The organism is Microbacterium sp. K27, from assembly GCF_004794435.1.
In the GTDB taxonomy this organism is placed as follows: domain Bacteria; phylum Actinomycetota; class Actinomycetes; order Actinomycetales; family Microbacteriaceae; genus Microbacterium; species Microbacterium maritypicum_A.
On record NZ_SSDK01000035.1, the window covers coordinates 61,276 to 83,848 of the forward strand.

Consider the following 22,573-nt stretch of genomic DNA (forward strand, 5'->3'; position numbering starts at 1 on the left):
TCGATAGGCTGTCCGGCATGGAAACAGCCCTCTCCCGTTCGCAGTTCGTGCGCTGGCGCGCGGCGATCTTCGCCATCTTCCTCGCGAGCGGGCTGTCGATCGCCACCTGGGCGTCGCGCGTGCCCGGTATCAAGGAGGCGCTGGGGCTCGACAACGCGCAGGTCGGCCTCATCCTGCTCGGCATGGGCGTGTCATCGATCATCGGCATCTCGACAGGTCCCGCCGTGATGGCGCGCCTCGGTGCCCGGCGGGGCATGCTCCTGACGATGCTGATGTTCGCATCCGGGATCGTCCTCGTGGGCCTCGGCGCCAATGTGTTCGGCTCCGTTCCCGTCGTCATCATCGGCATGGTGCTGTTCGGGTTCGGCAACGGATCGGTCGACGTGATGATGAACGTCGAAGCCACGGCGATCGAGCAGCAGATGGGCCGCACGATCCTGCCGGTCTTCCACGCATTCTTCAGCTTCGGCACGGTCATCGGCGCGGGAATCGGCGCCCTCGCGGCGCAGCTCTCCATCAACGTCGCCGCCCACGCCGCGGTCATGGGTGCACTGATCGCCGTGATCGCGATCGTCTGCTTCTTCCAGGTGCCGGTGCGCGAGGCCGCCCTCGATCCCGCGGCGCACGAGAAGCCGGCCTTCCGTGCACGCATGCACACCGCGCTCGAGGCATGGCGCGAACCGCGCACCTATCTGATCGGCGTGGTCATGCTCGGCATGTCGTTCGCCGAGGGCGGCGCCAACGACTGGATCGCCCTGGGCACCGAGCAGGGGCACGGCTTCGCCGAGGGTACCGGCGCCGTGTCGCTCGCCGTGTTCTCGGTGGGCATGACCGTCGTGCGTCTGTTCGGAGGTCCGCTCGTCGACCGCTTCGGCCGCGTGCTGGTGCTGCGCATCCTCGCGGTCGCGGCGGCATCGGGCATCCTGCTGTTCATCCTCGCGCCCACCTTCCCGCTCGTGCTCGTCGGGGCGGCGCTCTGGGGCGTCGGCGCTTCCCTCGGCTTCCCGCTCGGCATGTCGGCGGCGGCGGACGATCCGGCAAAGGCAGCGGCCCGGGTGAGTGCTGCGGCCACGATTGGCTACATCGCGTTCCTGGGTGGACCTCCCGTGCTCGGCGTCATCAGCGAGCACATCGGTCTGCTCAACACGCTGTTCATCCTGGTCGCACTGGTCGTGATGTCCGGGCTGTTCTCCGGCGCCGCGCGCCCGCTCCGCGACGACGAGAAGACGCCGGCCGCGACGACTCCACAGGGCTGACCACGGCGGCGGGGTGATCACGGCGGCGGAGTGATCACGGCGGCGGAGTGAGGTTCAGTCCTCGCCACCGCGGACGAGCGCTGCCGCGTGTGAACGGCTGCGCGCGCCGAGCTTGGTGAGCACATTCGAGACATGAGTCTTGACCGTCGGCACCGAGATGCACAGCCGTGCGGCGAGTTGAGCGTTCGACCACCCCTGCAGGATCCCCTCGAGCACCTCCTGCTCCCGGCCGGTCAGATTCGCGAGCCTCCCCGCATCCGGCATCGGCACGGGAAGCGCGGCGTTCTCGGCGACGGCGGCGAGCGCACGTCTCGTCACCCGCGGATCCAGAGCGCCGTCGCCCGCAGCGACCGCGCGGACAGCCTGCCCGAGGGTAGGGGCGTCCACCGTCTTGAGCAGGAATCCGACGGCCCCGGCACGGATGGCCCCGAACACGAGGTCGTCCTCGTCGAAGCTCGTCAGGACCAGGACGTCGCCGAGACCGCGCTCGACGATCTCTCTGGTGGCCGAGATCCCGTCCCGCCCCGGCATCCGCACATCCATGAGCACGACGTCGGGGCGCAGTGCCGCGGCGTTGCGGACAGCGACCTCACCATCCGCGGCCTCTCCGACCACCGTGATGCCCTGTGTCTCGAGCATGATGCGCAGGCCCGCCCTGATCGCGCTGTGATCGTCGGCCAGCAGCACGGTCGGCGCCGTCATGGCCGCACCTCCATCGGGATGCGCCCCTCGACCGCCCATCCGCCCGGGGTCGGCCCCGCGGAGAAGACGCCGTCCAACGCGCCGACGCGTTCCCGGAGCATCTGCAGCCCCCAGCCTTCGTCGCCGTGTGCAGCAGCGCGGCTGGGCGCACCGCCACGCGAGCGCACCTCGACCCGCACCTCGGAGTCCTGCTCCTGAACCGTGATGCCGACGACGGCACCGCTCGCATGGCGGATGCAGTTGTTCAGCGCCTCACGCACGATGCGAATGACGGCCTGCTCGCGTGCCGCACCGATGTCCTCGATGTCATCGACGACGAGATGCACGACGAGCCCTGCCCGCTCCGCCTCCTGCACGATTCCGCCGAGATCCGCCCAGCGGGGTGCAGGAGCCAGAGTCCCGTCGCCGCGACGGAGCACCGAGATCATGGATCGCAGCGCACCATGAGCATCGAGTCCCGCGTCGCGCACAGCCTGCAGGGCTTCTCGATCCCTGGCACGGTCGGGTGCGGACGACAAAGCCGCTTCGGCACGGATCGCCATCGCCATCACGTGACCGGCGACGACATCGTGCAGCTCTCTCGCCATCGTCTCGCGCTCACGCTGCACCGCTTCGACGCGGTCCCGCTTCGCGGCGGCGGCGGCCTCTTCCGCTCGCTGACGATGCAGCTCGGCGAGTTCGTGGGCCTGGGAGACCGCCACCGCCCACCAGTAGTCGGTGCCGAAGATCGCGCCGAACTGCACGCCGATGAGGAAGGCCACGGCGAACGGCACGTCGGTGAAGAACCAGGCGGCGAGGAAGAAGATGATCGTCGAAGCGCCCAGCAGGAGGAGCAGCACCCGCCTCCCCTGCGGCCCCGCCAGGAACGCCGCCGTCCACAACACATCCAGCAGCACCACGAGCGTGCCGATGCCGCCGACGGTGAGCAGATCGACCACGAAGAGGAGCGTGACCAGCGCGAGGACCGTCACGGGCATACGCCGCTTGACGAGGGCGAGCGCGCAAGCGGGAAGCGCGAGGGCCAGTGCCCACCACGGCGAGACGGAGGTCTCGAGGATCGAGAACGGACCCCAGATGCCGCGGAACCCGAAGCCCGCCATGACGACCGCGAGGATCGCCATCCCGAGCGGATCCGCCCACCAGCGGTGCCGGCGGTACCAGGCTCCGAACCCGCCTTCGACCTGCTCGTGCATGCCCTCATGCAACCACGGCGCGCGCACTCGCGCATCCGACGAAGGGATGAGGGAGCCGAAGGAGACGATACTTTCGCCCGATCCGCAGCCGTCCCCCGTTCCGTGAACGTGGAGACATGGAACTCTTCGGCGGAATGCCGCTTCCCCTCTCCCTCGCCCTCCTGGCGCTGATAGATGGGCTGAGCGTCGGCACTCTCCTCATCCCCGTCTTCCTGCTCCTGCATCCGGGGCGGGTGCGCGCCGGACGCATCCTGCTGTATCTGGTGACGATCGCCGCGTTCTACCTGCTCGTCGGGCTCCTCTTCCTCTGGGGGCTGGTGAATCTCGTCGACGTGGCGTCCGACTTCCTGGCCTCGCCCGCCGGCCTGGTCATCCGCCTGCTCGTCGGAGGAGCGCTCCTCATCACGGCCTTCGTGATGCCGACCGGTGACAAGCGCGCCAAGCCCACGTCGACGACCCCCACGTCGGGACCCACGACCCCGCAGGTCTCGGCGCGGACGGGGATGCCGGCGAGGTCGGCTGCGCACAGCTCGTCGATGACGACGCCACCCCCTCCGACTCCCGCGATGACGACGGACGCCGCGCCGCGCCCCGGTCGCATCACCCGGTGGCGTGAGCGACTGCTCGACCCGCGCACTCGCGGAACCGCCGTGATGGCCGTCGCGATCGCCGCCGGGCTTGTCGAGATCGCCACCATGCTCCCGTACATCGTCGCGATGACGATGCTGGCGGATGCGGGGATCGACACTCCGCTGCGTGTGCTGTCGCTCGTCGGGTACTGCGCGCTGATGATCCTGCCCGCTGTCGTGCTGCTCGTCCTGCGCCTGGTCGCCGCTCCCCTGGTGCAGCGGCCGCTCGAACGCTTCGCGGCTTGGATGGAGCGCACCGGCGCGGAGAACACCGCCTGGATCATCGGCATCATCGGATTCCTCATCGCCCGCTCCGCCGCCACCGAGCTCGGTCTCTTTCAGGCGATCGGGTCGTTCCTCGACCGATGACCGCCGCGCCCACCGCCTGCGACCGCGCAGCACTCCCGACGAAGTAGGCTCGACGGGTGCGTCTCGTCATCGCCCGCTGCTCGGTCGACTACACCGGTCGGCTCAACGCCCATCTCCCGCTTGCCACGCGTCTGCTCGTGCACAAGGGAGACGGGAGTCTGCTCGTGCACTCCGACGGCGGCAGCTACAAGCCGCTGAACTGGATGAGCCCGCCGTGCTCGCTCTCGAGCGAGACCCCCGGCGAGGAAGAAGCCAGCGCCGGCGTCGTCGAGGTCTGGCGCGTCACCCACAAGAAGACCGGTGATGCGCTGCGCGTGCAGATCTACGAGATCATCCACGACACCTCCCACGAGCTGGGTATCGACCCCGGGCTGCAGAAGGACGGCGTCGAGGCCGACCTGCAGCGGCTGCTCGCCGAACAGGTGGACCGCATCTCCGAGGGCGCGACGCTCGTACGCCGCGAGTACCCGACGGCCATCGGGCCCGTCGACCTGCTGGTGCGCGATGCCGACGGCGCCGCGATCGCGGTCGAGATCAAACGCCGCGGCGACATCGACGGCGTGGAGCAGCTGACCCGCTATCTCGAACTGCTGGGCCGCGACCCGCACCTCTCCCCCGTGCAGGGCGTCTTCGCCGCGCAGGAGATCAAGCCTCAGGCACGCGTGCTCGCCGAGGATCGCGGTATCCGCTGCCTGGTGCTCGACTACGACGACATGAAGGGCATCGAGTCGGGCATCCCCCGACTGTTCTGAGGCGTCACCTCTCAGCGCGCGGCGATGAGCCGGGGTGCCGGCCCCTCCAGGCGCGCGATCGCGATCTTCACCTCGAAGATCTGCTGCTCGACGCGATCGAAACGCGCATCGGACTTCGTCTCCATCGTGTCGAACCGGGTATCGAACTTCGCATCCTGGGCATCGCACCGGACATCGATTTTCGCGTCCAGGGCATCGCACCGGGAATCGAACTTCGTCTCCATCGCATCGCACCGCGCATCGAACCTTGCATCCTGCGCCGCGAATCGCGCGTCCATCCGGTTGATCATCCAGCCGAAACCTCTGATGATCGCCACCAGGAGCGTCACTGCTGTCGCCAGCATCGTGATGACTTCCACCGACACGTACATGCCCCCATTCTCGCCCGCGTATCCGTCGATGTCACGACCTTATATGGGGACACACGGTGCCCACATGAGGTGTGCACAAGCTTTTGCGTTGCACACCTGTGCAGGACGAGCGGACACCCTCCGTTCGGCCCATAGGCTGGAGAGATGCCTCACTCCCCCTACTCCTGCGTGCTGTGGGACGTCGACGGCACCATCGTCGACGCGTCCGTCGGCATCCTCCGCCGGCTCAATGTCGCGCTGACCCACTTCGGCCGACCGGCGCCGACCCGCGAAGAGCTGGTGCACTGGATCGGTCCCCCCATGTTCCAGTCCTTCCAGGATCAGGCCGGCATGACGCCGGAGCAGTCCGCCGAGGCGGTCGCCTTCTACCGCACCCTCGGCAAGGCCGACGGCTATACCACCGACGTCGCGACCTACCCGGGAGTGGTCGACCTCATCCACGAGCTGCACGCCGCCGGAGTGCCCCAGGCGACGGCCAGCTCGAAGCCCGAGAACCAGGTCGACGCACTGGTCGACCACTTCGGTCTGCGCCCTGCATTCCTGACGACCGTCGGGGCGACCCCGGATGAGTCGACCCTCGCCTCGAAGACCGACATCGTGGCAGAGGCTCTTCGTCGGCTGCGCGAGCTCGGCGCCGACACCTCGCGTCCCGTCCTGGTCGGAGACCGGCACCACGACGTCGAGGGTGGCAACGCCAACGGCGTTCCCGTGATCTTCGTCGAGTGGGGGTTCAGTGATTCGCACGAGGGCGACGAGGCCGCGTTCCGTGTCTCCTCGGTCGACGAGCTGCGTGCGCTGCTGATCTCCTGATCGCCCTCAACATCGCTCAGAAAGCACAGAACTCCCCTCCGGATGACGCATCGGGGACGCGATCCGGTGGGGAGTTCGGTGTCTCGCCCGTCTCAGACGGGGCGAATGTTCTCTGCCTGCAGGCCCTTCGGACCCTGCGCCACATCGAACTCGACTCGCTGGTTCTCTTCGAGAGACCGGTAGCCGGATGACTGGATGGCGGAGTAGTGCGCGAAGACGTCAGCGCCTCCGTCGTCGGGGGAGATGAAGCCGAAGCCCTTCTCCGAGTTGAACCACTTAACCGTGCCCTGGGTGCTCATGTACTGCCTGTTCTGCTGGTGAAGAAGCCGACGCAGGGATGCCCCGACATCGCTAACGCTAGTGGAGGAGGCCCTGAGCGGAATAGCCGCCGCAAGAAGGTAATCCAAATGTTGCACGAGCGGCATCCGGCCGTCATCGGCGCGAGCGCGGGAGCGGACGCACGAGAACGCCCAGAAAATGGTGTGGCCCTCACCGCGGGGGGAGCGATGAGGGCCGAAGACGACCGGAGGGTGCGTCAGAGACAGCTTAGCCCCTTTTCGATGCTCTTGTCCCCCTTTTGGGGGACAAATCTGAACTTCTCTGCGAGACGAACGACAGCGGCCCCCTCGAGTAGCCCATTGGGGACTGAACTACTCGAGAGGGCCCAATCGCATGCACGGATCGTCTGCCCCTGGGGTGGGCCACCGTCTCCTGGGGAGAGACGTAGACGATCGATCCCCATGTGCACGCACCTTCACCATAGGGGAGGATCCACGTTCTCGCCACGGACCTTCATCGGCGCGCGAGTAGCCTGATCCGGTGACTCTGCTCAACAAAGACATGACGCTCTGCATCTCGCTGTCCGCGCGCCCGAGCAACAACGGAACACGCTTCCACAATCATCTCTACGAGGCGCTCGGCCTGAACTGGATCTACAAGGCGTTCGCGCCGACCGACCTCGCGCAGGCCATCGCAGGTGTCCGGGGTCTCGGCATCCGTGGGTGCGCGATCTCCATGCCGTACAAGGAAGAGGTCATCGCGCTCGTCGACCGGATGGATCCCTCGGCGAGCGCCATCGACTCCGTCAACACGATCGTCAACGACGACGGCGTGCTCACGGCCTACAACACCGACTACTCCGCGATCGCGCAGCTCATCGCACGCGGAGGTCTCGATCGCACGGCCTCGGTGCTGCTGCGCGGATCGGGAGGCATGGCGAAGGCCACGGCCGCCGCGTTCCGCGACGCCGGCTTCACGCGGGTGACGATCGTCGCCAGGAATGAGGCGAACGGGCGCCCCCTTGCCGACTTGTACGACTTCGCCTGGACCGCTGGGCTCGACGATGCCAGGGCGGACATCCTGGTCAATGTCACGCCGATCGGCATGGCCGGGGGCGCGGAAGAGCACACGCTGTCGTTTTCGGAAGAGGCGATCGGGGCCGCATCCGTCGTCTTCGACGTGGTGGCCCTCCCCGCGGAGACACCTCTCATCGCTGCGGCGCGCAGGGCTGGCAAGACGGTGATCACGGGGGCGGAGGTGGCGACCCTGCAGGCACTGGAGCAGTTCGTGCTCTACACGGGCATCCGTCCGTCGGCGGAGCAGGTGCGCGCGGCGGAGGAGTTCATGCGAGCCGGAAACGCCTGACGACTGCCCTCCCGCACGCAACCGGAAGCGACGAGCTGTCGGGCGCACGCTCCATCTTCGTTCCGGCGCCGATAAGCGATGTGCGGGAGCTTGTCTCATCGGCAGGCCGCATTCCCGAGTGGGAGCCGAGCCGTGGGCACGATCGATGCCACGCTCGAACGCTCGGCAGATCGCGTTCGGCCGGTGGGCGGGCATCTCACGCAGCGCGGATGTGCCCGCCCATGGGTCGAACCGGCTCAGCCCTTCGCGCCCTTGCGGGGCTTGATGAACTCGGCCGGTGCGTTCTTCTCCCGCTTGGCAGCTCGCTTCTCCTTGAGCGAGAGCTGCGGCGCCTTCTTGCTGTCGCGACCCTGGATGGACTTTCCGGACATGGTTACTCGCTTCCCCTTCGGTGGCTGGCGTAACCTCCGACCATAGCCCGGAACCAGGGGAAGTCAAATTTCGCGCTGAACGGGAAAAATCTTCGTCGCCAGGCTCATGCCGTTTTCGGAATATTCAGGGAAATATCTCATGCGCGACACATTGCGACGGTGCCCGCGACAAGCCCTGGCGACCCCCGGGAATCCGCCGACGAGGAACCCGAGCAGGCGGCGAGGCGAACGGGTTTGCTACCCTGGGAGCGGAACAACGACGGAGGACGACCTCCGACGGAGAGACAGACCGGGGACGACCCCGACAGGAGTCTCCCGTGAATCACTCGTCCACCTGGCCCCTCTGGGTCGTATCCCGCGAACCTCGGGCCGCACGCGCCACGCTCGTGCTGTGCTTCGTCTCGTTCTCCATGGTCACCGCGGCAGCACTGTCCGTCGGCGTGCGCGGGATCTGGCTGGAACTCCTCCTCTCGGCGGGATTCCTCGTCTGGGCTACTGCGCAGTGGGTCTGCGTCGAGCGTCGTCGACATCGAGAATCGGCGTTCCGCCGCGACGTCGAGCGGTACATCCACGCGCTCTCCCGCTCCTCCGCTCCGGAGTGACGCCACCGCCGTCGATCGCCGGCCATCCGCCGCGAACGCCGCGTACCATCAGATGCAGTGCGCTGAGACAGCGCTGCGGCCGGGACGACCCGGTCGTGGTCACCACTCGGGGACGGCCCCAGCTCGAAGGAGTCCGGCGATGTCACGCACGGAACGGAAACAGTTGATCAGCGTCACGGACATCGTCCGCGTCGTCCTGGGATGGGGAGCGTTCGGGGCCCTCCTCCTTCTCCGACCGGTGCTGGCACCTCCAGTGCCCGGGCCGGTCCTCATCATCGCGCTCGGAGCGATCATCGCGGTGATCCTCATCTGCGCCTTCGGGGTCGTGAAGCAGGCCGAGGCCCTCGCGCACCGACTCGGCGATCCCTACGGCTCGCTCGTGCTGACGCTGTCGATCGTCCTGATCGAAGTCATCCTGATCTCCGCGGTCATGCTCGGTCCGGGAGAGCACGCCACCATCGCGCGCGACTCGGTCATGGCCGTCGCGATGATCATCCTGAACCTCGTCATCGGACTCGCGCTCCTGCTCGGTGGTCTCCGCCACCGCGGAATGGCCCACAATCGCACCGGCACCTCGGCGTATCTGTCGATGCTGGTCGTGCTCGTCGCACTCGCATTCGGCCTCCCCGCCCTCATCGGCACGGACGGCTCGTACACGACCGCGCAGGAGATCCCGATCATCGTGCTCACCCTCGTGCTCTACGCCTTCTTCCTCTACCGGCAGATGGGTGCCCAGGCGAGTGACTTCACCGAAGTCGACCCGCGCATGCTGGAGACCACTCCGCACCGGGCGAAGGCGGAGGCGGGTGGCGGGATCCGCGAGGTTCTCGCGGAGCATCGCACCGAGGTGCTCGTGCGTCTCGCGCTCCTGGTGGTGACCGTGATCCCCATCGTGCTCCTGTCGCACGACATGGCGGCGCTGCTCGACGACGGGTTGGGCCGCCTCGGAGCGCCGGTCGCCCTCGCCGGCGTGCTCATCGCGGGGATCGTGTTCCTGCCGGAGTCGATCACCGCAGTGCGTGCTGCTCTCGGCGGCGAGGCCCAGCGCGTGAACAACCTGTGCCACGGCGCCCTCGTGTCGACCGTGGGGCTGACCATTCCTGCGGTGCTGATCATCGGCATGTTCACCGGTCAGACCGTCGTTCTGGCGGAGTCGCCGGCGAACCTGCTGATGCTAGGCGTGACACTGCTGCTGTCGGTGACGACGTTCGCCGCGAAGCGGGTGACCGCCATGCACGGCGCCGCGCACCTGGTGACGTTCGCGGCCTACCTGGTGGTGCTCTTCAGCTGATCCTGGGTCGGTGGGGCGATGAACCCCCCACCGACCCCACCCCTCTTCTCGCGTGATATTTTTGGCATAGGCCAAAAGTCAATCACCGCCGGAATCCGGCACAGGAGGGAGCATCATGTCCACGAAGATCGCCATCAACGGCTTCGGGCGCATCGGGCGCAACTACTTCCGAGCCCTGCTCGCGAAGCACTCGGATCTCGAGGTGGTCGCGGTCAACGACCTCACCGACACGCGCACGCTCGCCCATCTGCTCAAGTACGACGCGGCGAACGGCACCCTGCCGGGGCCCGTGAAGCACGACGACGCGCACCTGTTCGTCAACGGTCAGGCGATCCGCGTGTTCTCGGAGCGCGATCCGCTCCGCCTTCCCTGGACAGACCTCGGCGTCGACATCGTGATCGAGTCGACCGGGCTGTTCACCAACGCGGAGCTCGCCGCGAAGCACGTCGAGGCCGGGGCGCGGAAGGTGATCATCTCGGCGCCCGCGACCGGAGACGACGGAACGTTCGTGCTCGGCGTGAACGAGCACACCTACGACCCCGAGCGACACCACATCATCTCGAACGCCTCCTGCACGACGAACTGCCTCGCCCCGGTGGCCAAGGTGTTCCACGAAGCCTTCGGGATCGAGGCCGGCCTGATGACGACGGTGCACGCGTACACGGCCGACCAGAACCTGCAGGACGGCCCGCACTCCGATCTCCGGCGCGCACGGGCGGCTGGGGTCAACATCGTCCCCACGAGCACGGGTGCGGCCAAGGCTATCGGACGCGTCATCCCCGAACTCGACGGGAAGCTCGACGGGTTCGCGCTGCGCGTGCCGGTGCTCACCGGATCCATCACCGACCTCACCGTCACCGCATCGCGCCCCGTGACCGTGGAAGAGGTGAAGGCCGCCTACCGCGCCGCGGCGGAAGGGCCGCTCAAGGGGATCCTCCGCTACACCGAGGACGAGATCGTCTCCGCCGACATCGTCGCCGATCCGCACTCCTCGATCCTCGACGCGGGATTGATCCGTGTGATCGGCGACCAGGTGAAGGTCTCGGCCTGGTACGACAACGAGTGGGGCTACTCGAACCGCCTGGCAGACCTCACCGAGTACGTCGCCGCGCGGCTGCCCGAGCGTGAGGAGGAAGCCCGTGCCTGAGCCGCTGCTCGGGGCCGACGCCTTCGCGCTCGACGTCTCGGAGTGGGTGAACAGTGCCCCGATCAGCCCGGAATCGCTCCGCGGACGCGTCGTGGTCGTCGAAGCGTTCCAGATGCTGTGCCCCGGATGCGTGAGCCACGGCCTCCCCCTTGCCCAGCGTCTCCACGGCATGTTCGACTCCCGCGAGCTCGTCGTGCTCGGGTTGCACACGGTGTTCGAGCATCACGCCGTGATGGGCCGCGAGGCGCTTGAGGCCTTCCTGTCGGAATACCGGATCGAGTTCCCGGTGGCGATCGATCGGCCGCTCGACGGTCAGGCGATTCCGGCGACCATGCACAGATACGGACTCCGGGGAACGCCGTCGACGATCATCGTCGACCGGGAGGGGCGCGTACGTCAGATTGCATTCGGCGCGGTCGATGAACTGGCCCTCGGCACCTACCTCGGGCGTCTTCTCGCCGAACCGACCACACCGTCGATGACGTCGGTCTCCGCCTCGATGTCGGAGGCCGGCGAGGCGTGCAGCATCGACGGCGTGTGCACCTGAGTCTCGACGGACGACCGGCACGCAGGACTCTGTGAAGGCCCGGCCCCTGGAGGCCGGGCCTTTCGTCAGGTCTCGACGCGAACGGACCTCTTTTCGACATTTTGAATACCCCTACCCCCTATAGGTATATGGTGATTTCTGACCGGACCCACCGGCACGCACCCTCAGGAGGAACCCATGTCCCGCCCGCCCATCTCCCGAGCCCAGCGCTGGCTCGGGCTCGTCCTCATCGCCACGGCGCAGTTCGTCGTCATCATGGACACCTCGATCATCGGAGTGGCTCTGCCCGATATCCAGCGCGACCTGGGCTTCACTCCGGAATCACTGTCGTGGGTGTTCAACGCCTACGTCGTGGCGTTCGGCGGTCTGCTGCTTCTCGGCGGACGCCTGGCCGACGCGTTCGGCGCGAGGAAGATCTTCGTGAGCGGGTGGATCGTCCTCATCATCGGCTCGCTCCTCGCCGGCGCCGCCACCGACGTCGGGCTTGAGATCGCCGGTCGTGCCATTCAGGGTGCCGGGTCCGCTCTGATCGCTCCCGCCGCGCTCACCCTGCTCATGATGCTGTTCGGCGGCACCTCCGACCTTCCCAAGGCGTTCGCGGTGTACGGCGCCGCCGCCCCCATCGGCGGCACGGCTGGTGTCTTCCTCGGCGGAGTGCTGACCGAGTACGCGAGCTGGCCGTGGGTGTTCTACGTGACGGTGCCGATCGCGCTGTTCGTGCTCGCCTTCACGGCATCCACCCTCCCTCGCACCGTCCGCACGGCCGCCGGATCGATCGACGTGGCCGGTGCTCTCACCGTCACCCTCGGTCTCGCTGCCGTCGTCTACGGCGTCGTCAATGCCCCCGAGGTCGGATGGCTCACCTGGTCGACCCTGACCTTCGTGGGCGCCGGAATCGTCCTGCTCGCGATCTTCTTCGTGATCCAGGCACGCAGCCGGAACCCCCTGCTGCGCCTCGGGCTGCTGCGTGCACCGCTGTTGGCCGCGGCCAACAGCGCCCAGCTGCTCCTCGGAGCGGCTTGGGTGTCGATGTGGTTCTTCCTGAACCTCTACCTGCAGCAGGTCCTCGGGGCGAGCGCATTCGCCGCGGGTGCCGCACTGCTGCCGATGACGGGCCTGGTCGTCCTGGTGATGGTCGCCCTCGCCCCTCGCCTCCTTGCGCGGTTCGGAGCCAGGTCGATGATCGTCAGCGGCCTGCTGATCCTCGCCGGCGGCCTGCTCTGGCTGTCGTTCGTCCGCCCTGACGGCGACTACGCCGCGGACGTGCTGCCGGCGTCGCTCCTCGCCGCGCTCGGGATGTCGCTCGCCTTCGTCCCGTCGCTGGGCACCGCGATCAACGCCGCACCTCCGATGGAGACGGGCGTCGCCTCCGGACTCGTGAGCACGAGCTACCAGATCGGATCGGCCCTCGGGCTCGCCGTCCTCACCGCGATCGTCTACGGCATCTCGGGCACCGCTCCGACGGCGGTCGACCTGACGCGCGGGTACTCCGCCGCCTTCCTGGGCGCGGCGATCCTCGCCCTTGTCGGCGCGATCGTCACCGCGATCTGGATGACGAAGCCGCGGGCACGGAGCGAGGCGTCCGAGGCATCCGTCTCCGTGTGACATCGGCCCCGACACCGACAGCGCCCCGCGGGCGCAGGGGGAGGATGATCCGCCCCCTGCCTCCGCGGGGCGGCGTGCATCCACTCAGGTGGTTCGGAACGCCGACCGATACTGGCTCGGAGTCGCACCGAATGCACGACCGAAGTGCTGGCGGAAGAGCGCAGCCCCACCGAACCCGGTCGTCGACGCGACCGTGTCGACCGGGAGCGACGTGGCCTCGAGCAGCTCCCGAGCTGCCGCGAGCCGCTGCGCGAGCACCCACTTCGCCACCGTCGACCCCGTCTGCGCCCGAAAGGCCCGGGTGAACGAACTCCGGCTGAGATGGGCTCGAGCGGCGAGGACGTCGATGGACAGATCGGCATCGAGGTTCGCGGCGCTCCATCGCATCGCCTCGGCGATCGGGTCTCCCCCCGCGTCCGGAACCGGCCGCTCGATGAACTGCGCCTGTCCACCGGAGCGATGGGGCGGCGCGACGATCCTCCGGGCGACCCGGTTCGCGACGAGCTGACCCTCTCTCCGGGCGAGGAGGTGCAAGCAGGCGTCGATCCCGGCCGTGGCGCCTGCTCCCGTGACGATCTGCCCCTGGTCGATGTACAGCTCGTCCGGTTCGAGCGCGACCCGGGGGAACCTGTGCCGGAACACGTCGGCCCACTTCCAGTGCGTGGTCGCGGTGCGACCCTCCAACACGCCGCTGTCGGCGAGGGGAAAAGCGCCGAGGCAGAGTCCGACCAGTTCGGCTCCCTCGGCATGCGCGTCCCGCAGCGCGCTCGACAGCTCATCCGGCGCCGCCCGGTCGGGCTCGCCCCACCACGGCACCACGACGACGTCGGCACCGCGAACCGCTTCGAGCCCGTGCCGCACGTCGATGTCGAAGTCGGCGGAGGTGCGTAGCGTGCCCGCGCGCAGCGCCGCGACGCGGATGGGCCATGGATCGATCTCGCCGACGGGCGTCTCGCCTCCCCACACGAGTGACGGGACGGACAGGTGGAAGGGGCTGATGCCGTCCATGGCGATCACGGTCACACGCGGTGCGCTCATTGCGCGTCCCTCCATCCCTGGGGCGAGCCGATCACGGCGACGGCTGACCCGAATCCGGCTGTTCAGAGTCGTTCGGGTCAACAAGACTACAGACGACCCGAGAGAGGACACCTCATGACCACGTCATCCACACTCCGCGCCCTGAGCGGCATCGTCGACGCCCCTGCCGCCCTCGCGGCCTCGACCGTCATCCTCGTCGACTTCCAGAACACCTACACCCGCGGAGAGATGGAACTCGATGGGTGGGACGCCGCCCTCGACGCCGCGGCCGACCTCCTCATGCGGGCCCGCAGCGCCGGTGCGACGGTGATCCACGTGCAGCACGACGGCGGGGTCGGCTCGGCGTACGACATCCGCGAGGACATCGGCGCGATCCACGAGCGTGTCGCTCCGACCGACGGGGAGGCGGTCGTCGTGAAGACCGCTCCGAACTCCTTCGTCGGCACCGAGCTCGGAGACCTCATCGACGCCGCAGGCCACGACGATGTCGTGATCGCCGGGTTCATGACGCACATGTGCGTCACCTACACGACCGAGGGCGCCTTCCTCCGCGGAAACCGTCCGACGGTGGTCGCTGCCGCCACCGCGACGCGAAGCCTCCCCTCGGTCGTCGGCGACGTGTCGGCCGCGCAGCTGCACCGCGCAGCCCTCGCCGGCATCGCCGATCTGTACGCCACGGTCGTCGCGACAGCGGCCGACCTCTCTTGACGGACAGCCCTCCCTTTACAGTTGCCTCACGCAACTGAGCTGATATGATGAGCTTGTGGCGATCGAAGGCAGGATCGAAGACATCCGTGAGGCGCTGGTCGGCGTCGTCGCGGAGTGGACGCAGAGCGAGCTGCAGGTAGAGGTCGCCGAAAGCGTCGACAGATCCCTCGATGCCGCAGAGGTGCGCAGCCTGTACCTGGTCGGCATGAGCGGCGGCTCCCTGGGGTTCAGTCAGCTGGCCGATCGAGCCGCGTTGTCGCGCCCGACGACGTCGAAGCTGGTCTCGCGGATGTCGGCGCAGGGCTTCTTCGACCGGGTCCGCTCCGGCCGCACGGTCGATGTGCGCCTGACGGACGCGGGCCGCGAAGCCTACGGACGACTCGTCGCCGCCGGGCAGCAGATGGTCGGCGGCGCCCTCGCCGGCTGGTCGACACAGGAGATCGCCCAGTTCCAGGCTCACCTCAGCCGTTTCGTCGCCGCCCTGCCAGGGGCGACGCAGGCGACCGTATCGCGGTCGCCGTCCGATGCCGTCTCATCACCCCAGGAGGAATCATGACCCGCACCTATGTCGTCACCGGCGCCGCATCCGGCATCGGCGCCGCGACCGCCGAGCTGCTTCGCGCGCACGGACACACCGTGATCGGTGTCGACCTCGCCGGCGTGGAGGTCACAGGCGACCTCTCGACTCCCGAAGGCCGCGCGGCCGCCGCTGACGCCGTGCTCGCCACCGCCGACGGAGGCATCGACGCGATCATCGCGTGCGCGGGGATCGCGGCGCCGATCGCCAAGACCATGGCGATCAACTACTTCGGTGTGACCGATTTCCTCACCGCGCTGCTGCCGAACCTGAGCCTGGCGGAGCAGCCGCGCGCCGCCGTGGTGTCGTCGATGGCATCGCTGCAGCCCGTCTCGGCCGAGCTCGTCGACGCCGCACTGAGCGGCGACGAGCCCCTCGCCCTCGAGATCGGCGACCAGCTCGCCGCCACGGCTGAGGGAGGGTTCCTCAACTACTCCTCGAGCAAGCGTGCCCTCTCGCGCTGGGTGCGACGCGCGTCGGTCTCCGACGCCTGGGCCGGAGCGGGGATCCCCCTCAACGCCGTCGCGCCCGGCACGGTCACCACGGCCATGACCGCCGGATTGCTGGCGAGCCCTGAGGGCCTGGCGCAGGTCGACGCCGCCGTGCCGATGCCCCTCAACTACCACCAGCCCGCATCGTCGATCGCCGAGCTGCTGGTGTGGCTGACCAGCCCGGCCAACACCCATATGGCAGGTCAGACCATCTATTGCGACGGCGGCGCCGACGCCGTGCTGCGCGGCGACGACATCTGGTCCTGGAACGACGCTCCGCGCGCCTGACACCCACCCCGCGAGAAGGCCCGGTCCCGTGGATCGGGCCTTCTCGGCGCTTCCGGCCCATTCGGACCACCTCCTTATTTTGAATGACTAAAAATAAGTGTTACTGTCGTAGGGAACCGGACGGCCAGATCGTCCTTCCCTCCGTCGGCATCCGACAGCTCTGCGGGAAGGCTCCTGGCCGCAGGACAGCGCGCCGTCCGTCGGGGGTCTCTGGCCCCAGGGGGTGTTCGGCGCGCCCACGCGCAAGAACGGATGCACCCGCGTTCGACGGCGCCAGGAGACACAGGAGAGGAATCACTGATGGAGGAGAACCGAACCGGTTGGAAACCGAACCCGGTGTTCAGTTCGATGCCGCATTCGATGGGCCGCGGCTCCCGCGAGGACATCGTCTGGGAGGCGCTCGACCGCGTGAACGGCAAGCCGGCACCCACGATGGGGACGATGCAGGCCGCCATGGGGAACGAGGCGCAGATCCGCATCGTCCACGACACCATCCGCGCCTACCTCGACACGCACGGTCTCCGCGACACCAGCGAGCTGGGCGTCCGAGCCGGTGACCTCGCATGAGACGGCGAGCCGCGCAGGCCGCGCAGACCATGCACATCCGCTCCACCGAGCTGTGCCGTACGCCGCCCGCCTCCCTCGACGACGATCAGTTCGTCGCCCAGCTCGGATCCGTCGGCCTCGGTAGCACGTCATACGTGGTCGGACGGCGCGATCCGCACGCTCCCGAATGGATCGTGCTCGACTACGCCACCGGTGGACACGAGCGAGTGTGGCGGCGGACACGACCGCAGACGGACGGCCTGCTCGCGTACGTCCTCGTCGAGGACGACTCCTCGAACGGATACGTGTCGGCCGCCTGACGGGAGCGTCGGTCGCCCGGCGGGAGCGGGGCGACCGACATGCGCAGAACGAGGGTCAATCCCCGAACACGACCACCGATCGCCTCCGCGAGCGCGCGGCCTGGATGGCCACGGCTCCCATCGCTCCGGTGGCGAGGATTCGTGTCAGCGTCAGCACGTGGGAGACGAGGATCATCGTATTCTGATCGGTCACGCTGCCGGACATCACGGCGACCTCGATCAACGACCCCAGGATCACCGTGGCGAGCGCGCCCGCGGGGACCACGTTCCAGGGCTTCGCGAGTGGACTGCGGAGGACACCTGCCACGATCGTTCCGCTGAGCCCCAACTCCACGAGGGCGTTCACGTAGATCGGTGCAGCCGCCGTGATGTCGAACGACGCCACCAGCGACGGGGGACCAACCGGCAGCCAGACCGCCAGGAGAAAGAGGGAGATGACCGCGGACCTCGGCAGCCGCAGGGTGCCGTCACGACGTGCAGCTCCGACCCCGGCGGCGGCGAGCGCGAGGCTGAAGGCGACGGTCGCCGCCGTCGAGATGCCGACGAGAGCATTCCCCTCGAGCGACCCGGGGAGACTGCGGAACGCGGTCAGCAGCGCCGAGACGATGAAGAGCACTCCGGAGGCCAGCCACCATGGTGACCACCGCGTCGATGCGCCCTCGACCGCGACCATCGGGGATTCAGGTCCACTCATCGCTCACCGCTCGTCATCGTTCAGGGCAGGTCCTGTCTCCACCCTCTCAGAGGCTCCGCGACAGCGCGAAAAGGGATGAACGGCTCCCTGGCATGGCACCCTGGTCATGCACCCGCCCGTCGTCGAACCCCCGAAAGCGTCGTGACCGCGATGAGCATCCGCGTCGAACCCGTCGATCCGCAGAACGTCACCCTCTTGCTGCGGTGGAACGGCATCCTCCGCGACGGGTGCGCCTTCGGCCGTCAGAAGGCGTGGTCCCGCAGCGACGAGGCCACGCGCCTGCAGTTCCAGAACCCCCATCCCATCCGCCGCTCGGTGCTGCTGCTCGCGGAGATCGACGGAGTGCCGGTCGGCGCGGCCGAGGCGCACGCGCACCCTGGCGAGCCGGCAGACGTCGAGATCGCCGTTCTCGATGCGTTCCGTCGACGCGGAGTCGCCCGTGCGCTGCTCCACGCCGTGCGGAACACCCTGCGCGGCACCGCCACGGTGATGCGCACCGAGACGTACTCCGATGCCGGCGTCTCGTTCGCACGTTCCGAGGGCATGCGGATCGGCGTCCGCGAAAGCCGGCAGGTAGTCGATCTCCCGCTGCCGCAGGGCATTCTCGACAGCTTCCCCGGCCCGCCGTCGAACGTCGAGGTCATCTCGTGGGTGGACGCCTGTCCGGAGGAGCTTCTCGACGACTGGGCTCGGCTGCGCGCGCACATGTCGGACGACGTGCCGATGGGCGACCTGACACGCACTGCCGCGCCCGTCGATGTCGCGGCGGTCCGCCGGAACGAGGAGCGCATGTCCGAACAGGGGTATGCCCTGGTGCGGAGCGTCGGTCGCATCGACGGGCACTCCGTCGGCTACACCGAGATCCTGCTCTCTCGGCCCGATCCGACGATCGCCCTTCAGGACGACACCTTCGTCGAGGAGCGGGTTCGAGATCGCGGCATCGGGCGTGCGCTGAAGGTCGCCAACCTCCGCCGACTCCTGAGCGTTCCGGAGAGTGCCGGCTCGCGTTTCCTGCAGACGTACACGGCGCTGACGAACGAGCCGATGCTCGCCCTCAACAGGTCGGTCGGGTTCGAGGAGGTTGACGTGCTCACCGTTCTCGAGGGGCCGCTGGGCTGACGGCCGTCCCGGTCGCCGGCCGCGCTCTCCTCACGATCCGGCAGCGGTCGGCTCACACTCTTCATCACCGGATGGACGTCCGCCGGCCGCCGTGGGGAACGGCGGCCAACGAACGAGGCGCAGCACCCCTCGATGGTGATCTTGGGGACGATCACCGTGACGGCGGGGAAGCCAGGGATGCTGGGCGGTCGCCCTCAGAAGGCGACTACTGAACGGTATCCACTCTCCGACCGGCCCAGTGAAGTATCGGTGCGCGGTCAGTTCAGGATGAGGTCATCGAGCACGTAGACGTAGAGGTCGCCGACGATCTCCGCCCCTTCGTGCGCGGCCCCGTCGTCGACCGCTTCGAGAAGATCCGCGACCGCGCCCGTCACCATCGCGGCGTTGCGCTCGCGCCCGAGGTGCGTGAACCCGAGCACGAGGGCGGGACGCTTGGCGGCGTGCATCGCTTCGAGGTACTGATTTCGCGAGTAGGACGCCAGCATCTGGAAGAGGTTCCAGGTCAAGCCGGACGCGACCCGGTGATCGACGGATTGCGCCCGCCATGCCGTGATCGCCTGCTCGGCGGCCACCCGGAACGCCCGGCGCTCGCTCGGGGTCGCCCGCGCGATGCCCAGGGTCGCGGCCAGAGTCGACAGCCCGGAGCATTCCGCGACGACGGCCGCGAGCCACGCGCGTGTGGGGGTCGCCACCACCGACGACTTGTGCGCACGAGCCTCGACCAGATGCTGCACCGTCAGGATCGATATCGCCTCGCGCACGGTGTTCGTGGCGACGTCGAGCTCCTTCGCGAGCGTCGAGACCGTCAACGCGGCTCCCGGGGGCAGCTCGCCGGTCTCCATCTTGCGGGTCAGTGCCTCGACGACCGACTCCAGCCGTGTGGCCACAGGTCTCGGCGCGGCCAGATCCTTCCGATCGACGAGGTCGAGGATCTCGACCGACAGGAACGAGGGAGCACCCGCGCGCCTTTCCGACTCCGGGCTACTCATCGGGATGCCGCCATTCGCCGGTCAGCGCCGCCCGCAGTGGCTCGACCGTGGTGACGCGGAAGAGCTCGAAGACGGCATCCCGTGCGGCCGCGCCGTCTCGCGCTCGAAACGCCACCCGCAGCGGCTCCACGAGTACGCGCTGCTGCTGTCCGAGCCATTCGGGGAGAGGGCGATCCTGTACCGAGCGGCTCAGGTGCAGCACGAGGTTGCGATCGAGGATCTCGGTCACGATCGCGTTGTCGGCGAGTTCGATCACCTCGACCCACAGGGCGAACCAGAGCCGCAGCCCGTCCGGCATCCCTCCGCGAGTGAGGTCGGAGTCCAGGATCGCCTGCACGCGGGCATCGAGGGAGTCGAGCTGGGCGTCGGTGAGGGCGGGCACCACCTTCGCGGCTGCGTAGGCGATCAGCGCGCCAGCGGCCTCGGCGCGATCCGCCTGTGCCCGCAGATCGATGGGGGCCACCCGCGTGAAGCGGTTCGAGCTCATCTCGACCAGGCCCACGTCGGCGAGCCGGATGAGGGCCTCCCTGATCGGTGTGCGGGAGACGCCGTATTCGGCCTGCAGGTCCTGATCGCGGATCTCCTCGAGCGGAGCCAGGCGTCCGGTCACGATCTCCTGAGCCAACCGCGCGTACACCTGATCGCGGATCAGAGTACGAGGACGGGCCTTCGTCGAGGGCTTCGGCTCGTCCGTCATACCGGCCAGACTAACCAGCAGCCTTCGATTTGTCTCCGCCGTGGTGGGCTGGCACATCTTCCCCCGTGGCGGGGTCGAGGGCGGTGGAGGGGGACGCGGGGGAGGCAGCCGAAGCGCACGCGGCGAGCGCGAGCGCCGAGGTGCTGAGCCCGACGGCGGCCAAAGCGAGAGCGAAACGGGGGTCGGGGGTGCGTGAGGTCACAGAACGTCTTCTCTGAGGAGGGTGGACTTCCATCGTCGCCGGGACGGCACGGGGAAGCATCGGCCGAAGGTAGCGGCGGCGTCGTACTACGGACGGATGTTTCCCGAGTGTTCGATGACGAGGACCCCCGCCCGGGGCGGGCGAGGGGCCCTCTGCGACGCGGACTAGCGCGACAGCTCGGCGGTCACGGGCTTGGGGATGAACATCGAGAAGACGAGGGCGCCGACGAGCACCACCGCCCCGGTGATCAGTGCCGCGACGTATCCCGCCGTCGCATCGCCTGCTCCGGAGGCGAACGAGGTCTGCGCCGCGTAGATGACGACGAAGCTCAGTCCCGCCCCGAGGTTGATGGCGCCCGTGTTCAGGCCGGGAAGCGATCCAGGGCGGTCCTTCGGCGACAGCACGACGCCCAGGCCGTTGAGCATGATGTTGCCGATCCCCGCATAGGTGACGCCGACCGCGATGGAGAGGAGGAGCAGGACGAACCGGGATGAGGTCTCGACATTGGCGACCATGAGCGCGAGCACCGCGACGGTGCCGCCCAGCCCGATGCGCAGCATCGTGCGGTACCCGACGGTGGCGGCGAGCCTGCCGCTGAGCGGTCCCATCAGGAGGCCGGCGAGCGCGTAGGGCATCAGGATCCACAATGAGACCTCCTCGGCACTCATCGCGAGGTTCATCGCCGTGTCCTGCGCGAGGGCGGGGACCACTCCGTTCATGATCGCGAAGATCCCCGACAGGGTGAGCAGCGAGGTGGCGCTGAGCGCCCAGGTGGCTCGTTGCCTGAGCTGGGCCGTCGAGACGAGCGGATCGTCGATCCTGCCCTCGAGCTTCCAGAAAGAGGTGAACGCCACGACGGCGACGACCGCGAGAACGATCACGAGCACCAGGTTCGCCTCGGCGAGCGCGCCCAGTTCGTTGAGAGCGACGAGCATCGACCCCACCGAGATGACCAGCAGCAGTGATCCCCACCAGTCCATACGCGGGCGGTCGTCGGCCATCGTCTCCGGGGCGAGGAATCGCACGGTGAGCGCAGCGATGATCGCCACACCCGCCATCGTCCAGAAGATGGAGGCGAAGCCGTGGTTCGTCGCCAGATATCCGCCGAGCAGAGCATCTCCACCGGCGATCCCTCCGTTGACCGCCGTGACGACACCGAGGAGGGTCCCGTACGCCTTCGGATCCTTGACGGCCGCCCGCAGCATGATGAGGCAGAGCGGCACGACCGGCCCCGAGACGCCTTGGATGAGGCGACCGATGAAGAGCATCGGGACGTTGGTGGCCAGCGCCGCGACGACGCAGCCGATCGCCATCACCACGAGCATTCCGACCAGGACGCGTCGGCGCCCGATCAGGTCACCCAGGCGGGGGAGGAACAGGGTGAACAGCGCGGCGACCGTGAAGAAGACGGTCTGCGTCGCGGCGATCTCGGTCGACGTCGCATCGAGCTCGCGCTCCATCGTCACCAGCGCGGGGCTCAGCATGCTGGCGTTGAGCTGGAAGGCCAGGCACGCGGCGAGGAGGGCGATCATCAGCGACACCACGCCGGTCCGGGTGCGAACCGCATCTACTTGATTGGTCATTGCTCACTTCTTCGTGTCGAATCGTTGGCTGT

Annotated in this window: 27 protein-coding genes; 16 read left to right on the forward strand and 11 right to left on the reverse strand. The window is 68.3% G+C overall.

Going from position 1 to position 22,573, the window contains the following annotated elements; all coding sequences use genetic code 11:
• Positions 1–17: 17 nt before the first annotated feature.
• Positions 18–1,256: an MFS transporter gene (locus DW307_RS06455; RefSeq protein WP_029260815.1), complete on the forward strand. Its 1,239-nt coding sequence runs from the start codon at positions 18–20 to the stop codon at positions 1,254–1,256.
• A gap of 54 nt (positions 1,257–1,310) precedes the next feature.
• Here the strand turns inward: DW307_RS06455 and DW307_RS06460 are convergent, their stop codons facing one another.
• Together DW307_RS06460 and DW307_RS06465 are read right to left on the reverse strand one after the other, a co-directional pair.
• A complete protein-coding gene (locus DW307_RS06460) occupies positions 1,311–1,958 on the reverse strand; it encodes a response regulator transcription factor (RefSeq protein WP_136024334.1) in 648 nt (215 codons plus the stop codon).
• Positions 1,955–3,151: a sensor histidine kinase gene (locus tag DW307_RS06465; RefSeq protein ID WP_136024335.1), complete on the reverse strand. Its 1,197-nt coding sequence runs from the start codon at positions 3,149–3,151 to the stop codon at positions 1,955–1,957. The genes DW307_RS06460 and DW307_RS06465 overlap by 4 nt, the downstream gene beginning before the upstream one ends.
• A 116-nt stretch (positions 3,152–3,267) precedes the next feature.
• Here DW307_RS06465 and DW307_RS06470 point away from each other — a divergent pair, with 116 nt between their 5' ends.
• Both DW307_RS06470 and nucS read left to right on the forward strand, forming a co-directional pair.
• Positions 3,268–4,149 carry a GAP family protein gene (locus DW307_RS06470; RefSeq protein ID WP_136024336.1) on the forward strand — a complete coding sequence of 294 codons (882 nt, stop codon included), beginning with the start codon at positions 3,268–3,270 and terminating at the stop codon, positions 4,147–4,149.
• 56 nt (positions 4,150–4,205) lie between these two features.
• Entirely contained in the window at positions 4,206–4,901 is a 696-nt protein-coding gene (gene nucS, locus DW307_RS06475; RefSeq protein WP_021200066.1) for an endonuclease NucS, read from the forward strand.
• A gap of 11 nt (positions 4,902–4,912) precedes the next feature.
• On the opposite strand, the gene DW307_RS06480 is transcribed toward nucS, so the two are convergent.
• The gene (locus DW307_RS06480) at positions 4,913–5,272 is read right to left on the reverse strand and encodes a response regulator (protein ID WP_136024337.1); all 360 of its coding nucleotides are present in this window, start codon (positions 5,270–5,272) and stop codon (positions 4,913–4,915) included.
• Between the two features lie 144 nt (positions 5,273–5,416).
• Between DW307_RS06480 and DW307_RS06485 the strand changes: the two genes are divergently transcribed.
• Positions 5,417–6,082 carry an HAD hydrolase-like protein gene (locus tag DW307_RS06485; RefSeq protein ID WP_136024338.1) on the forward strand — a complete coding sequence of 222 codons (666 nt, stop codon included), beginning with the start codon at positions 5,417–5,419 and terminating at the stop codon, positions 6,080–6,082.
• A 92-nt stretch (positions 6,083–6,174) separates the two neighbouring features.
• Here DW307_RS06485 and DW307_RS06490 read toward each other — a convergent pair whose 3' ends face one another.
• Positions 6,175–6,381 carry a cold-shock protein gene (locus tag DW307_RS06490; RefSeq protein ID WP_017203899.1) on the reverse strand — a complete coding sequence of 69 codons (207 nt, stop codon included), beginning with the start codon at positions 6,379–6,381 and terminating at the stop codon, positions 6,175–6,177.
• A 520-nt stretch (positions 6,382–6,901) separates the two neighbouring features.
• Here DW307_RS06490 and DW307_RS06495 point away from each other — a divergent pair.
• Positions 6,902–7,726, forward strand: coding sequence for a shikimate 5-dehydrogenase (locus DW307_RS06495; protein ID WP_269320233.1), 825 nt, complete (start codon positions 6,902–6,904; stop codon positions 7,724–7,726).
• Positions 7,727–7,962: 236 nt separating this feature from the next.
• On the opposite strand, the gene DW307_RS18330 is transcribed toward DW307_RS06495, so the two are convergent.
• Entirely contained in the window at positions 7,963–8,097 is a 135-nt protein-coding gene (locus DW307_RS18330) for a hypothetical protein (protein ID WP_017829963.1), read from the reverse strand.
• Between the two features lie 317 nt (positions 8,098–8,414).
• Here DW307_RS18330 and DW307_RS06500 point away from each other — a divergent pair, with 317 nt between their 5' ends.
• From DW307_RS06500 to DW307_RS06520, 5 genes are all read left to right on the forward strand, one after another.
• Complete coding sequence (locus tag DW307_RS06500; protein ID WP_136024339.1) at positions 8,415–8,699, forward strand: hypothetical protein; 285 nt, start codon at positions 8,415–8,417, stop codon at positions 8,697–8,699.
• Positions 8,700–8,838: 139 nt separating this feature from the next.
• Positions 8,839–9,990: a calcium:proton antiporter gene (locus tag DW307_RS06505; RefSeq protein ID WP_136024340.1), complete on the forward strand. Its 1,152-nt coding sequence runs from the start codon at positions 8,839–8,841 to the stop codon at positions 9,988–9,990.
• Between the two features lie 115 nt (positions 9,991–10,105).
• Entirely contained in the window at positions 10,106–11,137 is a 1,032-nt protein-coding gene (gene gap, locus DW307_RS06510) for a type I glyceraldehyde-3-phosphate dehydrogenase (protein WP_136024341.1), read from the forward strand.
• Complete coding sequence (locus DW307_RS06515; protein ID WP_197020549.1) at positions 11,130–11,684, forward strand: peroxiredoxin family protein; 555 nt, start codon at positions 11,130–11,132, stop codon at positions 11,682–11,684. Before gap ends, DW307_RS06515 begins: the two co-directional genes overlap by 8 nt.
• Positions 11,685–11,861: 177 nt before the next feature.
• Entirely contained in the window at positions 11,862–13,289 is a 1,428-nt protein-coding gene (locus DW307_RS06520; RefSeq protein WP_136024342.1) for an MFS transporter, read from the forward strand.
• An 84-nt stretch (positions 13,290–13,373) separates the two neighbouring features.
• On the opposite strand, the gene DW307_RS06525 is transcribed toward DW307_RS06520, so the two are convergent.
• Positions 13,374–14,327, reverse strand: coding sequence for a GlxA family transcriptional regulator (locus DW307_RS06525; RefSeq protein ID WP_081859812.1), 954 nt, complete (start codon positions 14,325–14,327; stop codon positions 13,374–13,376).
• Positions 14,328–14,441: 114 nt separating this feature from the next.
• Between DW307_RS06525 and DW307_RS06530 the strand changes: the two genes are divergently transcribed.
• The 5 genes from DW307_RS06530 to DW307_RS06550 all read left to right on the forward strand — a co-directional run bounded on the left by DW307_RS06530 (position 14,442) and on the right by DW307_RS06550 (position 17,257).
• Entirely contained in the window at positions 14,442–15,035 is a 594-nt protein-coding gene (locus DW307_RS06530) for an isochorismatase family protein (protein ID WP_029259495.1), read from the forward strand.
• 55 nt (positions 15,036–15,090) lie between these two features.
• The gene (locus tag DW307_RS06535) at positions 15,091–15,591 is read left to right on the forward strand and encodes a MarR family winged helix-turn-helix transcriptional regulator (protein WP_021201335.1); all 501 of its coding nucleotides are present in this window, start codon (positions 15,091–15,093) and stop codon (positions 15,589–15,591) included.
• Positions 15,588–16,391 (forward strand): SDR family oxidoreductase, encoded by an 804-nt coding sequence (locus DW307_RS06540; RefSeq protein ID WP_136024343.1) that lies wholly within the window; start codon positions 15,588–15,590, stop codon positions 16,389–16,391. The genes DW307_RS06535 and DW307_RS06540 overlap by 4 nt, the downstream gene beginning before the upstream one ends.
• A gap of 300 nt (positions 16,392–16,691) precedes the next feature.
• On the forward strand, positions 16,692–16,958 hold the full coding sequence (locus DW307_RS06545; protein WP_136024344.1) for a hypothetical protein: 267 nt from the start codon (positions 16,692–16,694) through the stop codon (positions 16,956–16,958).
• Positions 16,955–17,257: a hypothetical protein gene (locus DW307_RS06550; RefSeq protein WP_021201338.1), complete on the forward strand. Its 303-nt coding sequence runs from the start codon at positions 16,955–16,957 to the stop codon at positions 17,255–17,257. The genes DW307_RS06545 and DW307_RS06550 overlap by 4 nt, the downstream gene beginning before the upstream one ends.
• A gap of 55 nt (positions 17,258–17,312) precedes the next feature.
• Here DW307_RS06550 and DW307_RS06555 read toward each other — a convergent pair whose 3' ends face one another.
• Positions 17,313–17,951 (reverse strand): hypothetical protein, encoded by a 639-nt coding sequence (locus DW307_RS06555; protein ID WP_136024345.1) that lies wholly within the window; start codon positions 17,949–17,951, stop codon positions 17,313–17,315.
• A 150-nt stretch (positions 17,952–18,101) separates the two neighbouring features.
• On the opposite strand from DW307_RS06555, the gene DW307_RS06560 reads away from it, so the two are divergent.
• Positions 18,102–19,070, forward strand: a complete 969-nt coding sequence (locus tag DW307_RS06560; protein ID WP_136024346.1) for a GNAT family N-acetyltransferase — start codon at positions 18,102–18,104, stop codon at positions 19,068–19,070.
• A 257-nt stretch (positions 19,071–19,327) separates the two neighbouring features.
• Here the strand turns inward: DW307_RS06560 and DW307_RS06565 are convergent, their stop codons facing one another.
• The 4 genes from DW307_RS06565 to uriT form a co-directional block, all read right to left on the reverse strand.
• On the reverse strand, positions 19,328–20,059 hold the full coding sequence (locus tag DW307_RS06565) for a GntR family transcriptional regulator (RefSeq protein WP_136024347.1): 732 nt from the start codon (positions 20,057–20,059) through the stop codon (positions 19,328–19,330).
• Entirely contained in the window at positions 20,052–20,756 is a 705-nt protein-coding gene (locus DW307_RS06570) for a GntR family transcriptional regulator (protein ID WP_136024348.1), read from the reverse strand. Before DW307_RS06570 ends, DW307_RS06565 begins: the two co-directional genes overlap by 8 nt.
• Positions 20,757–20,766: 10 nt before the next feature.
• A complete protein-coding gene (locus DW307_RS06575; RefSeq protein ID WP_136024349.1) occupies positions 20,767–20,958 on the reverse strand; it encodes a hypothetical protein in 192 nt (63 codons plus the stop codon).
• A 164-nt stretch (positions 20,959–21,122) separates the two neighbouring features.
• The gene (gene uriT / locus DW307_RS06580; RefSeq protein WP_136024350.1) at positions 21,123–22,541 is read right to left on the reverse strand and encodes a uridine transporter UriT; all 1,419 of its coding nucleotides are present in this window, start codon (positions 22,539–22,541) and stop codon (positions 21,123–21,125) included.
• Between the last annotated feature and the right edge of the window lie 32 nt (positions 22,542–22,573).

What these genes read in the sequence shown, in the direction of transcription:
- DW307_RS18330 (WP_017829963.1), bottom strand. Translation starts at nt 8,097, where the DNA reads ATGTCCGGAAAGTCCATCCAGGGTCGCGACAGCAAGAAGGCGCCGCAG.
- DW307_RS06485 (WP_136024338.1), top strand. Translation starts at nt 5,417, where the DNA reads ATGCCTCACTCCCCCTACTCCTGCGTGCTGTGGGACGTCGACGGCACC.
- DW307_RS06550 (WP_021201338.1), top strand. Translation starts at nt 16,955, where the DNA reads ATGAGACGGCGAGCCGCGCAGGCCGCGCAGACCATGCACATCCGCTCC.
- DW307_RS06470 (WP_136024336.1), top strand. Translation starts at nt 3,268, where the DNA reads ATGGAACTCTTCGGCGGAATGCCGCTTCCCCTCTCCCTCGCCCTCCTG.
- DW307_RS06505 (WP_136024340.1), top strand. Translation starts at nt 8,839, where the DNA reads ATGTCACGCACGGAACGGAAACAGTTGATCAGCGTCACGGACATCGTC.
- DW307_RS06540 (WP_136024343.1), top strand. Translation starts at nt 15,588, where the DNA reads ATGACCCGCACCTATGTCGTCACCGGCGCCGCATCCGGCATCGGCGCC.
- DW307_RS06565 (WP_136024347.1), bottom strand. Translation starts at nt 20,059, where the DNA reads ATGAGTAGCCCGGAGTCGGAAAGGCGCGCGGGTGCTCCCTCGTTCCTG.
- DW307_RS06570 (WP_136024348.1), bottom strand. Translation starts at nt 20,756, where the DNA reads ATGACGGACGAGCCGAAGCCCTCGACGAAGGCCCGTCCTCGTACTCTG.
- DW307_RS06480 (WP_136024337.1), bottom strand. Translation starts at nt 5,272, where the DNA reads ATGTACGTGTCGGTGGAAGTCATCACGATGCTGGCGACAGCAGTGACG.
- DW307_RS06455 (WP_029260815.1), top strand. Translation starts at nt 18, where the DNA reads ATGGAAACAGCCCTCTCCCGTTCGCAGTTCGTGCGCTGGCGCGCGGCG.
- DW307_RS06460 (WP_136024334.1), bottom strand. Translation starts at nt 1,958, where the DNA reads ATGACGGCGCCGACCGTGCTGCTGGCCGACGATCACAGCGCGATCAGG.
- DW307_RS06465 (WP_136024335.1), bottom strand. Translation starts at nt 3,151, where the DNA reads ATGCACGAGCAGGTCGAAGGCGGGTTCGGAGCCTGGTACCGCCGGCAC.
- uriT (WP_136024350.1), bottom strand. Translation starts at nt 22,541, where the DNA reads ATGACCAATCAAGTAGATGCGGTTCGCACCCGGACCGGCGTGGTGTCG.
- DW307_RS06520 (WP_136024342.1), top strand. Translation starts at nt 11,862, where the DNA reads ATGTCCCGCCCGCCCATCTCCCGAGCCCAGCGCTGGCTCGGGCTCGTC.
- gap (WP_136024341.1), top strand. Translation starts at nt 10,106, where the DNA reads ATGTCCACGAAGATCGCCATCAACGGCTTCGGGCGCATCGGGCGCAAC.
- DW307_RS06525 (WP_081859812.1), bottom strand. Translation starts at nt 14,327, where the DNA reads ATGAGCGCACCGCGTGTGACCGTGATCGCCATGGACGGCATCAGCCCC.
- DW307_RS06560 (WP_136024346.1), top strand. Translation starts at nt 18,102, where the DNA reads ATGAGCATCCGCGTCGAACCCGTCGATCCGCAGAACGTCACCCTCTTG.
- DW307_RS06490 (WP_017203899.1), bottom strand. Translation starts at nt 6,381, where the DNA reads ATGAGCACCCAGGGCACGGTTAAGTGGTTCAACTCGGAGAAGGGCTTC.
- DW307_RS06530 (WP_029259495.1), top strand. Translation starts at nt 14,442, where the DNA reads ATGACCACGTCATCCACACTCCGCGCCCTGAGCGGCATCGTCGACGCC.
- DW307_RS06555 (WP_136024345.1), bottom strand. Translation starts at nt 17,951, where the DNA reads ATGAGTGGACCTGAATCCCCGATGGTCGCGGTCGAGGGCGCATCGACG.
- DW307_RS06545 (WP_136024344.1), top strand. Translation starts at nt 16,692, where the DNA reads ATGGAGGAGAACCGAACCGGTTGGAAACCGAACCCGGTGTTCAGTTCG.